This window comes from Cupriavidus basilensis (assembly GCF_029335485.1).
Taxonomy (GTDB): domain Bacteria; phylum Pseudomonadota; class Gammaproteobacteria; order Burkholderiales; family Burkholderiaceae; genus Cupriavidus; species Cupriavidus basilensis_E.
The window spans coordinates 1-10874 of record NZ_JARJLM010000570.1; the positions used below are offsets into that span (position 1 = coordinate 1).

Annotated in this window: 11 protein-coding genes; 8 read left to right on the top strand and 3 right to left on the bottom strand. The window is 69.3% G+C overall.

Features of this window, described 5'->3' with window-relative positions; genetic code table 11:
* Nucleotides 1–226 precede the first annotated feature (226 nt).
* A complete protein-coding gene (locus P3W85_RS35440; protein ID WP_276268192.1) occupies nt 227–886 on the top strand; it encodes a SagB/ThcOx family dehydrogenase in 660 nt (219 codons plus the stop codon).
* 82 nt (nt 887–968) lie between these two features.
* Here P3W85_RS35440 and P3W85_RS35445 read toward each other — a convergent pair whose 3' ends face one another.
* A complete protein-coding gene (locus tag P3W85_RS35445) occupies nt 969–1799 on the bottom strand; it encodes a universal stress protein (RefSeq protein WP_276268193.1) in 831 nt (276 codons plus the stop codon).
* Between the two features lie 88 nt (nt 1800–1887).
* Nucleotides 1888–2370, bottom strand: coding sequence for a universal stress protein (locus P3W85_RS35450; protein ID WP_017229115.1), 483 nt, complete (start codon nt 2368–2370; stop codon nt 1888–1890).
* 302 nt (nt 2371–2672) lie between these two features.
* Here P3W85_RS35450 and P3W85_RS35455 point away from each other — a divergent pair, with 302 nt between their 5' ends.
* From P3W85_RS35455 to P3W85_RS35475, 5 genes are all read left to right on the top strand, one after another.
* Nucleotides 2673–3680 carry a zinc-dependent alcohol dehydrogenase family protein gene (locus tag P3W85_RS35455; protein WP_276268199.1) on the top strand — a complete coding sequence of 336 codons (1008 nt, stop codon included), beginning with the start codon at nt 2673–2675 and terminating at the stop codon, nt 3678–3680.
* Between the two features lie 108 nt (nt 3681–3788).
* Nucleotides 3789–4244, top strand: coding sequence for a universal stress protein (locus tag P3W85_RS35460; protein WP_017224840.1), 456 nt, complete (start codon nt 3789–3791; stop codon nt 4242–4244).
* Between the two features lie 83 nt (nt 4245–4327).
* Nucleotides 4328–5887, top strand: a complete 1560-nt coding sequence (locus tag P3W85_RS35465) for a L,D-transpeptidase family protein (RefSeq protein ID WP_276268200.1) — start codon at nt 4328–4330, stop codon at nt 5885–5887.
* Nucleotides 5888–5925: 38 nt separating this feature from the next.
* A complete protein-coding gene (locus tag P3W85_RS35470; RefSeq protein WP_276268194.1) occupies nt 5926–6486 on the top strand; it encodes a YcbK family protein in 561 nt (186 codons plus the stop codon).
* A gap of 45 nt (nt 6487–6531) precedes the next feature.
* A complete protein-coding gene (locus tag P3W85_RS35475) occupies nt 6532–6945 on the top strand; it encodes a hypothetical protein (protein ID WP_276268195.1) in 414 nt (137 codons plus the stop codon).
* 6 nt (nt 6946–6951) lie between these two features.
* Here the strand turns inward: P3W85_RS35475 and P3W85_RS35480 are convergent, their stop codons facing one another.
* The gene (locus P3W85_RS35480) at nt 6952–7266 is read right to left on the bottom strand and encodes a hypothetical protein (protein WP_276268196.1); all 315 of its coding nucleotides are present in this window, start codon (nt 7264–7266) and stop codon (nt 6952–6954) included.
* A 1018-nt stretch (nt 7267–8284) separates the two neighbouring features.
* On the opposite strand from P3W85_RS35480, the gene P3W85_RS35485 reads away from it, so the two are divergent.
* Together P3W85_RS35485 and P3W85_RS35490 are read left to right on the top strand one after the other, a co-directional pair.
* Nucleotides 8285–9271, top strand: a complete 987-nt coding sequence (locus P3W85_RS35485) for an HlyD family secretion protein (RefSeq protein ID WP_276268197.1) — start codon at nt 8285–8287, stop codon at nt 9269–9271.
* 4 nt (nt 9272–9275) lie between these two features.
* Nucleotides 9276–10874: ATP-binding cassette domain-containing protein (locus P3W85_RS35490; RefSeq protein WP_276268198.1), on the top strand; the 1599-nt coding region annotated here is incomplete at its 3' end.

The following is a 10874-nucleotide window of genomic DNA, read 5'->3' on the forward strand; positions in this document are numbered from 1 at the left end:
GGGGGACGATCCGTCCGACGCCACCCTTCAAGTGCTGGAGCGGCAGCGGCGCGTGCAGGAGCCGCTGGACAGCGACGAGTGGTGCCATGTGGTGCGGGTCGGCGACCCGGTGCCGGCCGGCTGATGCAGATCAATGCGCCGGCCTGCCGCGCGCCTAAGCTGGAAACGCCCCGGCCCGCGCCAGCCAGCCGGCCCGCAACTTCCATCTGCCACGACGAGGTGACACATGAGCGAAGTCGAGCCCCTTTCATTCGAAGCCCGGCCCGGATTGCAGCCGCGGCCGGCAAGCGGCGAAGGCGGCGAACGCATCGCCCTGCCGGCGCCGGACATGAGCGGCGGCCTGCCGCTCATGGGCGCCCTCTGGCAACGCAAGAGCAGCCGCGCGTTCGGCAACGAAGCGCTGAGCACCCGGCTGCTCGGCGACCTGCTGTGGGCGGCCGATGGCGTCAACCGCAGCGCCGGCGGCGGACGCACCGCGCCCTCGCCGCACGGCCTGAACGAGATCGATATCTACGTGGCGCTGCCGCAGGGTCTCTATCGCTACGACACGGCCCACCACCGCCTGGACCTGAAGCGCGCGGTCGACGCGCGCAACCTGACGGGATACCGGGATTTCGTCGGCGAAGCGCCACTGGACCTGATCTATGTCGCGAACTTCAGCCGCATGACCGCGCTGGCCCCCAGCCAGCGCGAGATGTTCTCCGCTGTCACCGCAGGCGCGATCGCGCAGAACGTCTACCTCTATTGCGCGTCCGCGGGGCTGGGCGCGGTGGTACGCGGATGGCTGAACCACAGACGGCTTGCCGAAGCGATGTCGCTCAACGAGGATGAGGTCCCGTTGCTCGCGCAGACCGTGGGCTTTCCCGTGGGCACCGTGACGCAATAACCGGCGGTCACAGAGGCGGTCATAGCCGCAGCGCCCGCGCGCTGCGCCCCTGATGCACCCCTGATGCGCACCCAATGCGCACCTAATGTGACATCAGAACCGGCAACGTCATGCTGTCCAGCATGGTCCGTGTGACGCCGCCCAATACCAGTTCGCGCAGGCGGCCGCGGCCGTAGGCGCCCATCACCACCAGGTCGGCGCCGAAGTCCGCCGCGCGCGACAGCAGCATTTCCCCGATGGCAAGGTCGGAGCCTTCCTGGCAGTGCTCGACATCGGCCTGCACACCGTGGCTCGCCAGCGCCGCCACGGCGTGGCCAGGCAGGCTTGCATCCGGCCGCGGGCCGGCGCCCTGCGCGCACAGCACCCTGGCCGCGCCCCCTGCAATCAGCGGCATGGCGTCATGCAGGGCACGCGTGGCTTCGCGGCTGCCATTCCACGCCACCATGGCGCGCGCGCCGGGCACGTCGAACTTCCCCGCGTACGGAATGACCAGCACCGGCCTGCCGCTGTCGAGTACCAGGGTCTCCAGGAACCGGGTCGCGACAAAGCTGTCCGGGTCGGCCGGATCGTATTGCCCGGCGACGACGAGATCGGCCTCGCGCACCTCGCGCAGCGCCGTCGTCAAAGGTGCGCCCTCCACCGCGCGCCACCCGGCCTCCACGCCCAGGTCCCTGGTGGTTTCGAGGAAACGCTGCCGCACAGCCTCGCGGGCGTCGTCGCGCCGCTGGTGGTCTTCCTCGACGTAGGTCGCGGCGCCCTCCATCAGGTAGAACCAGGCGGCATCCGGCGCAAAGCCGGCATACAGCCCGATCAGCCTGGCATTCCGCGCCGCGGCAAGGCGCGCGGCGATGCCAAGCCGGTCCAGCGCGCGCGGGCTGGTGTCCAGATGGACCATGATGCTGGCGTATTCCATGATGTTCCCGCCGTGTTCGAGAGAGCCCGCTTCCAGTCTAGGGAGCGTGAAGGGGTGGCCCTTGATTCAGGTCAATTCAGTGCCGCCCCTACTGCGCGGGCTCGGCGTCCGCCTTGACCTTCGGCACCGGCGCATGCACCAGCAGCACCGGCAGGCGGCACTGCCGCACCAGGCCCTCCGCCACGCTGCCCATCAGCAGGCGGCGCACGCCACGGCGGCCATGCGTGCCTACCACCAGCAGTTCGGCGCCCGCCTGCCTGGCGGCCTGCTCGATCGCCGTGGCAACGTCGCCGAGCGCCAACACCTCGTCGATCATCAGGGTCGTGCATTTCACCTGGCTGGCCGCCGCCTTGGCCTTGGCCTCGTCGAGCAGCATCTGCCCGGCATCGATCAGGCTGGTGCGCAAGTCGGTCAGGTCGACATATCCCACTTCGTACCGCAGATAGCTGTTATCGATCACATGCACCACCGTCAGCCCGGCGCCCAGCGCCGCGCACAGGCGCAGGGCTTCCGTCAACGCCTGCGCGGCCGATTCGCTGCCGTCCACGGCAACCAGGATCTTGCTGTACATCTTGTTTCTCCCTCCGGAATACCGGTCGGCACCCGGCCGCTGCCAAGTCACTGCCGATGCGCGGTCACAGGTCATGGACAAGGGCATGGCGCCGCCACCCTGGCGGGCCCGGTCCCGATGCCTCCAGTTTGTGCGCGCCGGCCGCCCGCATATTGATGTGGATCATCCCTTTCGCAGCTTTCCGGGTGCGCCGCGTCGCACACGGCCTCGCGGTGGCCTTGATGCGGGTCAAGCGGCGCCGCTGCGCGTGGCCTAGCATGAAGGAGCAAACCCCCGTGCCCCTGGCCGGAGAGGAGAACGCCATGCAGGAATCGATGCGCGCCATGGTCTTCGACGGCACCGGCCCGATGCTGCGCCTGGCCCGCGTGCCGGTGCCGGTGCCCGGCCCGGGCGAGGTGCGGATCGCGGTGAGCGCCTGCGGCGTCTGCCGCACCGACCTGCACATCCTCGACGGCGAGCTCGCGCACCCGAAGCCGGCGCTCGTTCCCGGCCACGAGATTGTCGGCAAGGTGGAGTCGTGCGGCGCCGGCGTGACCGGCTTCGCCGCGGGCGACCGGGTCGGCGTGCCCTGGCTCGGGCAGACCTGCGCACACTGCGGGTTCTGCACCACGCATCGCGAGAACCTGTGCGACGCGCCGCAGTTCACCGGCTATACGCGCGACGGCGGCTATGCCGAGTACGTGGTGGCCGACAGCCGCTACTGCTTTCACATCCCGGACCACTACGACGACGTACACGCCGCGCCCCTGCTGTGCGCCGGCCTGATCGGCTATCGCACGCTGCGCATGGCGGGCGGCGCGCGGCGCATCGGCATCTACGGTTTCGGCGCGGCGGCGCACCTGGTGACCCAGATCGCCGTGGCGCAGCAACGCGAGGTCTTTGCCTTCACGCGCCCCGGCGACACCGCCGCCTGCCGCTTCGCCCTCGATACCGGCGCATGCTGGGCCGGCCCCAGCGACCAGCCGGCGCCGCGGCCGCTCGATGCCGCGCTGATCTTCGCGCCGGTCGGCGCCCTGGTGCCGCTGGCGCTGCAGGCCGTCGCCAAGGGCGGCACGGTGGTTTGCGGCGGCATCCACATGAGCGACATCCCGAGCTTTCCGTATCGCCTGCTGTGGGAAGAACGCGCCCTGGTCTCGGTCGCCAACCTCACGCGCGCCGACGGCGTGGCGCTGATGCGCTTCGCCGACGCCACCCCGCTGCGCACCAGCGTCACGGTCTATCCGCTGGAGCAGGCCAATGCCGCGCTTGCGGACCTGCGCGCCGGCAGCCTGAGCGGGGCCGCGGTACTGCGTGTCGAAGCGGGCGCTTGACGTACGTCAACACGCCGTCCGTGCCGCCCCTTATGCTGCTGATCAGGAGGCCCGTCACCGACGGTCGCCTTGCGAACGTTGCGACAGCTTAGCCAGGAGAGACGCATCATGTACCAGAGGATATTGCTTGCGGTGGACGGCAGCCGCTCTGCGGAGCTTGCCTTGAGCCAGGCCATCATCGTCGCCAAGGCGACCGGCAGCGAAGTGCAGGCGCTCTACGTGGCGGACGACAACGACGTGTTCTTCCTGGCCGGCAGCTACGACCCCCGCCAACTGACGGATGCCATCCTCGCGGCCGGACGCGAGGCGCTGGAAGCCGCCGCCAAGCGCCTGGCGGAAGCGGGCATCCCGCATACCACGAAACTCCTGGAGAAGCCCGTCTCGCCCGGGCAGATCTCCTCCACCATCGTCGAGGAAGCCGAGCGCTGGGATGCCGACCTGATCGTGCTCGGCACCCACGGCCGCCGCGGCATCCGCCGCCTGATCATGGGCAGCGTGTCCGAGGGCGTGCTTCACAGGAGCAACAAGCCGGTGCTGATGGTGCGCAGCGAAATCAAGGAGTGACGGCACCACGGACCGGACTCGCCACGCATCGGCCGCGGCGTGGCGCCGCCTTCCTCCGCCCCGCGCCTGGCTTGCTGGCCGGCCTGCTGGCCGCCTTGGCCGCAAGCTGGCATGCCGGCGCGCTGGCCGCCGACACCGCGCTCTGGTTTGCGCAGGGCCGTCCCGCCGCCGCAGCGCGGCAGGCCGTCGACATCCTCGCCGCGTCCGCCGCCGACGGGCTGGAACCGCGCGACTATGACGCCGACGAGCTGCGCCGCGCACTGTCCCAGGCCGAGAGCGGACCGCTGGCGCCGGACGCCGAAACGCTGCTCGACGAGACGCTGACAGCAGCCATGCAACGCTATCTCGCCGACCTGCACGGCGGCCGGGTCGACCCGCGCAGGATTCACGAGAATTTTTCCGCGGCGCCGGACCCGCACTTCGATCCCCCCGGCTACCTGCGCGGGGCCGTCGCCGCGCACCGCTTGCCCGAAGCGGTGCGGGAAGCCGCGCCGTCGTTCCCGCTCTATGGCACGCTGCGCCAGGCGCTTGCCCGCTACCGCGCGCTGGCCGCCAGCCCCGCCTGGCAGGCGCCGCTGCCACCGCTGCCCGGCAAGACGCTGACACGCGGCCAGGCCTACGCGGGCCTGCCCGTCCTGACGCAGCGCCTGCTTGCCCTGGGCGATCTCCCCGCCGGCACGCCCGTCCCCGCGCGCTATGAAGGCGCGCTGGTGGAAGGCGTCAAGGCGTTTCAGGCCCGCCATGGCCTGGAAGCCGCCGGCACGATCGGCGCGGGGACCTTCGCGCAACTGAATGTGCCGCCGGCCAGCCGGGTGCGCCAGATCGAACTGACGATGGAACGCCTGCGCTGGACGCCCCTGCTGGAGGGGCGGCGCATGATCGTGGTCAACGTGCCGGAGTTCGTGCTGCGCGCCTATGAAGTCCGCGACGGCAGCGTGCAGGTCAAGGCCGAGATGAAGGTCATCGTCGGCAAGGCGCTGGATACGCGCACGCCGCTGTTCAAGGAAGACATGCGGTATATCGAGTTCAGCCCGTACTGGAACGTGCCGCCCTCCATCGCGCGCGCGGAGACCGTGCCGCGGCTGCGCCGCGATCCCGGCTACTTCGCGCGGCAAGGCTTCGAGTTCGTCGGCGCCGACGGCAAGGCGGTGACCACGCTTTCGGCGGCCAGCCTGGATGCCGTACAGCGCGGGGAACTGCGCATACGGCAGCGCCCGGGGCCGAAGAACGCGCTGGGCGACATCAAGTTCATCTTTCCCAACAACGACAACATCTACCTGCACCACACGCCCGCGCCGCAACTCTTCACGCGCGACCGCCGCGACCTGAGCCATGGCTGCATCCGCGTGGAGGCGCCGGTGGCGCTGGCCAGCTTCGTGCTGCAGGACACGCCCGGCTGGACCGACACGCGCATCCGCGAGGCCATGGAGAAAGGTCAATCCAGCACGCTGCGGCTGCAGCAGCCGCTGCCGGTGGTGCTCGCCTATGGCACGGCGCTCGCCAAGGCCGACGGGCGGATCTATTTCTTCTCCGACATCTATGGCCTGGACAAGGTGCTGGATGACGCCCTGCGGCAACGCGGCGCCGGCCGGACGGGCTTCCGTGCGGACCGAAACGCGCGCAAGATCGGGAAGGTTGAATAGCGGATCCATTGCATGACATTGCGCCAAAGGAGTCTCCGATGACCAAGCCGCCCAGTGATCCCCGCCGCCTGTTCCTGCGCCACACCGGCCGGCTGGCCCTGGCCGGCGCGCTGCTGCCGCTATCGGCCCGCCCGGCCCTGGCGGGCTTGCCGGATGCACGCCGCCTGTCCTTCGACCACACCCACACCGGCGAGCATCTCTCCATCGTCTACGCGGTGGGCGATCAGTTCGTGCCCGAATCGCTGGCCACGCTCAACCGCTTCCTGCGCGACCACTACTCCGGAGAAGTCGGCGCGATCGACCCGCAATTGTTCGCGCTGCTCTACCAGCTGAAGCAAACGCTGTGCTGCGACGCGCCCTTCCAGGTCATCTCCGGCTACCGCAGCCCGGCCACCAACGCCCGCCTGCGCAAGACGCGCGGCGGCGGCGTGGCCAGCCACAGCCTGCATATGGACGGCAAGGCCATCGATATCCGCCTGCCCGGCGTGCCGCTATCCGACCTGCGCGACGCCGCGCTGTCGCTGCACGGCGGCGGCGTGGGCTTCTATGCGCAGGAGCAGTTCGTGCATGCGGATACGGGGCGCGTCAGGAGCTGGTAGCTTTAGGGGGTTGCTGCTTCGATATCCTTAACACGCAACCCGACGATGAACAGACCACTCTTTTGTTCCGCCCTGCTGGCAGCCTTCACGGCCATTGTCCACATACTCGCCGGCGGCGCGGACGTGGCCTCTCCCTTGCTGGCATCTTCGCTCCCCGTGGCGCCCAAGCTGACGCTGTACGCCGTCTGGCATCTGGTTTCGGCTACGCTGGCGCTGACATCCGTTGCGCTGCTCGTCGCGGCGTTCCCTCGCCATGCCATCGCATCCCGCTACCTGGTCCTCTTTCTCTCGGTGCTCTGGCTGGGATTTGGCGGGATTTTCATCGCTGTTGCCTTGATGCGGCCGGAAGAGGGGCTCCTGCTCGAACTTCCGCAGTGGGCGCTGCTGCTGCCGGTTGGCCTGCTCGGGCTGTGGGGCGGCATGCGTAGTGGGGCTAGCGGGCAGCGCGGGATGCCATGAGTGGCTTCACGGCGCCGCATCCCTCAGCCCGGCGGTACGCGCCCACGCGCCCTCCGCCACACAGGCCAGGCCGGAGATCACCGAGGCGGTTTCCTCCATCAGCACGAACGCCGCCGCGACCACGTTCTGGTCGGGCGATCCGCCGTCCGTGTAGATCCGTGCCATCTGGCCCACGGCTTGCAGGCCCTCGGCCAGGCGCATCACGGCGCGGTTGGCTTCCAACGCCACGGCTTCGTGCTCGTCGGCCGTGCGCAGATAGGCGCTGCTCTCGTCTTGATGCAGGTGCGACAGGAGATGGGCAATGCTGGCGTGCGCCGTCATGGTCGGCCCTCCGCATCAGCCGGCGACGCGGCAATGCCGCCACACGGCGCGTAGCGGCCGCTAGCGCGGACTCTGAGGTTTGGGGAATGCCCCGTACGGGCAGGCGGAGACTGGGGCATGCTGGGACCTCCACAGACAGCGGTGATCCGCTCCCCCGCTTTCGATTTTGGGGGGCGGGCGCATGGCAAGGTTGGAAGACCGGTTGCGAAAGAACCCGGCAGGGCCGAAGCCCTCCCTGCCAAGGCCCGCCCATTGAAGGCGTGCGAAGGCGGGCGGACATAAGAATGCCGCCGTTAGGCGGCTATCCGCCTTTCGCAAATCGGGCTTCCAAACCCGGTCGCTGTGGTTGCAGCGACGGTCACAGGATACGTTGGGGTCGCGCCGAAGGCAATGGCCGGGCCGGCAAAGTCACATTGATTAACAGAATCGATGCTGGCATGCCGCATGCTGGAGGCCATGATCACAAGTTGCCATCGAGTGCGAGTGTGGGCCTTATCGGTCTCTACATCGGCGGTGGCGCGGGCACTCAACTCACGCTTGGAGATGGGGCGGCGGCAAGGGCCTTGTCATTGCGCCTTATCGCGTCGTGCTGGCAAACTGGGCGCTGTACCAGCGTATCGCCTCCTTCGCCTGTGCCGCGTAAGCTGGGCCAACTCGCAAACGAGCCTGGGCTGCGCCGCCCTGGCCCGCTTGCGGGAGTATCGTGCCGCCTGGCACCGATGCCGCTGCAGCAGATGGCGCTACGGGCTCGGCGGCGCCGGGCGAGCCACAAACCCGCACCATAAGATCCACCCCCGCGCCAATTAGAACCCTCCTTCAAAAAAGTGCCTCCACCGGCACCGACTTGCGCTAGATCAAGTCCGCGCCCCACCCCGCCCGATAGCATTGAAACCTACGCCGCCGCCCCACGGATCAAGGTCTGTCTTTGTCGTCTCCCCTCCCCTTCGCCCGACACCCTGAAACCCTGGAGCCCTCCGGCGGCATTCCATCATTCAGCGCACAGGTGCACAGGTAGCCGATGAAACTCAAACCAGGCTGGGGTATAGCGGTATTGTTCGTTGCCGCCGCCATTGGAACCGCCATGTGGTGGCTTGGCAGCCAGCGCGATCCGTGGCCGGCATATGTGGTCCACAGCAACGGGCGCATGGAGATCGGCCGGCTCGACGTGGCGGTGAAGTATCCGGGCCGCGTCGTCGATCTGCCGGTTCGCGAGGGCGATGCCCTGGCCGCTGGCGCCGTGGTGGCCCGACAGGATGACGCCGAGCTGCTGGCTCAGCTCAGCCTTGCCACCGCCGCCCGGGAGCGCGCCGTGCAGGCTGCGTCGCGCGCGCAGGCGGAGATCGAAGGGCGTGCCAGCCGTCAGCGCCTGGCGCGGCTGGAGCTGACCGAGGCGGTCAAGCTTTACCAGGACCGCCAGATTTCTTCCGTGGAGCGCGATCGCCGGCAGCTTGGCCTGGATGGCGAGAGCGCTGGCGTGAGCGGCGCGCGCGCGGCGCTTGGCGAGGCTAACGCGGCGATCGCGGAGGCCGATGCCCAGATCGCCCGCCTGAAGGTCCTGCTGGACGAGGCCACCATCCATGCGCCGGTGGCCGGCCGCGTGGAGTATCGCGTGGTCGAGGTCGGTACCGTGCTGCCGGCGGGCGGCCGCGTGGTGTCGCTGCTGAACCTGGCGGATATGTATTTCACGGTGTTCCTGCCCGCCGGCGCCGCCGGCAGGCTGGCCATCGGCGACGAGGCGCGCATCGTGCTGGATGCGATGCGGGACGAGCCGATTCCGGCGCGCATCAGCTTTGTGGCCAGCGAGGCGCAGTTCACCCCCAAGTATGTCGAGACCGATGCCGAGCGGGCCAAGCTGATGTATCGCGTCAAGCTGCAGCTGACGCCCGAGGTCGCCCGGCGTTATGCGGCCAGGCTGAAGGCCGGCATGACGGGCGATGGCTTCGTGCGCCTGGATGCGACCCAGCCCTGGCCCGCCGCGCTGACGCTGCGCCAGCAGCCGGCCTGACGCCATGCCAAGCCCGCACCCCGACGGTGCCGCGGCCATCCGCATCGATGGCTTGTCGCACCGCTACGGCGCCAGCGTGGCGCTGGACAGTGTGTCGCTCACGCTGCCCGGCAATGCCACCATCGGCCTGATCGGCCCCGATGGCGTCGGTAAATCGACGCTGCTCGGCGTGCTTGCCGGCGTCAAGCGCATCCAGCAGGGCAATGCCTCGGTGCTGGGCGCCGACTTGCGCGACCGGCAGGCCCGCGAGGCGCTGTTGCCGCGCGTGGCGTTCATGCCGCAGGGGCTGGGGCGCAATCTGTATCCGACGCTGTCGGTCTACGAGAACGTGGATTTCTTTGCCCGGCTGTTCGGCCTGGGCGGCGCCGAGCGGCGCCGGCGCATCGAGCGCCTGCTGGCCGCCACCGGCCTGGCGCCTTTCCCGGACCGTCCGGCGGGCAAGCTCTCCGGCGGCATGAAGCAGAAGCTCGGCCTGTGCTGCGCGCTGGTCCACAACCCGGACCTGCTGATTCTCGACGAGCCCACCACAGGCGTGGATCCGCTGTCGCGGCGCCAGTTCTGGAGCCTGGTGGAGGACCTGCGCGCCGAGCATCGCAATATGACGGTGATCGTCGCCACCGCGTATATCGAGGAGGCGCAGCGCTTCGAGCACCTGGTGGCCATGGATGCGGGCAAGGTGCTGGTGTGCGACCGCACCGCCGATGTGCTGGCGCGCGCGGGCACCAGCGACCTGGAGCAGGCCTATATCTCGCTGCTGCCGGCAGCCCGGCGCGGCGATGCCACGGGGCTGGTGATACCGCCCCGCCCGCCCGATGGCGACGAGCCGGCCATCGAGGCCGAGGGGCTGACGCGGCGCTTTGGTGCCTTTACCGCCGTGGACAATGTGAGCTTTCGCATCGAGCGCAGCGAGATCTTCGGCTTTCTCGGCTCCAATGGCTGCGGCAAGACCACCACCATGAAGATGCTGACCGGGCTGCTCGATGCCACCAGCGGCACCGCGCGCCTGCTCGGCCAGACCATCGACGCCGGCGATATGCGCACCCGCATGCGGGTGGGCTATATGTCGCAGGCGTTCTCGCTCTACGAGGAACTGACGGTACGGCAGAACCTGGACCTGCATGCCAGGCTCTACCGCATGGAGGGCGAAGCCGCGCAGCAGGCGGTCGGGCGGGCCCTGCTCGATTTCGAGCTGGACCAGCACGCCGATGCGCGCCCCGCTTCCCTGTCGCTCGGCATCCGCCAGCGCCTGCAGCTGGCTGCCGCCTGCCTGCACCATCCCGAAGTGCTGATCCTCGACGAGCCCACCTCCGGCGTGGATCCCGGCGCGCGCGACATGTTCTGGCGCCACCTGGTCCAGCTCTCGCGCCAGCAGCGCGTGACGATCTTCGTCTCCACGCACTTCATGAACGAGGCGGCGCGCTGCGACCGCATCTCCTTCATGCACCGTGGCCGCGTGCTGGCGGTGGGCAGCCCTGAGGCGCTGCGGGAAAGCTGCCATGCGGAAACGCTGGAGGATGCCTTCGTCAGCTACCTGGAGCAGGCGGAGAATCCGGAGAACGGCGCCGTAGCCGCAGCGGCGGCCGCAGCGAAGGCAGCGCCCGCG

Coding starts and splice junctions, on each gene's coding strand:
- P3W85_RS35440 (WP_276268192.1), top strand. CDS start 227: ATGAGCGAAGTCGAGCCCCTTTCATTCGAAGCCCGGCCCGGATTGCAG.
- P3W85_RS35445 (WP_276268193.1), bottom strand. CDS start 1,799: ATGGAATACGCCAGCATCATGGTCCATCTGGACACCAGCCCGCGCGCG.
- P3W85_RS35450 (WP_017229115.1), bottom strand. CDS start 2,370: ATGTACAGCAAGATCCTGGTTGCCGTGGACGGCAGCGAATCGGCCGCG.
- P3W85_RS35455 (WP_276268199.1), top strand. CDS start 2,673: ATGCAGGAATCGATGCGCGCCATGGTCTTCGACGGCACCGGCCCGATG.
- P3W85_RS35460 (WP_017224840.1), top strand. CDS start 3,789: ATGTACCAGAGGATATTGCTTGCGGTGGACGGCAGCCGCTCTGCGGAG.
- P3W85_RS35470 (WP_276268194.1), top strand. CDS start 5,926: ATGACCAAGCCGCCCAGTGATCCCCGCCGCCTGTTCCTGCGCCACACC.
- P3W85_RS35475 (WP_276268195.1), top strand. CDS start 6,532: ATGAACAGACCACTCTTTTGTTCCGCCCTGCTGGCAGCCTTCACGGCC.
- P3W85_RS35480 (WP_276268196.1), bottom strand. CDS start 7,266: ATGACGGCGCACGCCAGCATTGCCCATCTCCTGTCGCACCTGCATCAA.
- P3W85_RS35485 (WP_276268197.1), top strand. CDS start 8,285: ATGAAACTCAAACCAGGCTGGGGTATAGCGGTATTGTTCGTTGCCGCC.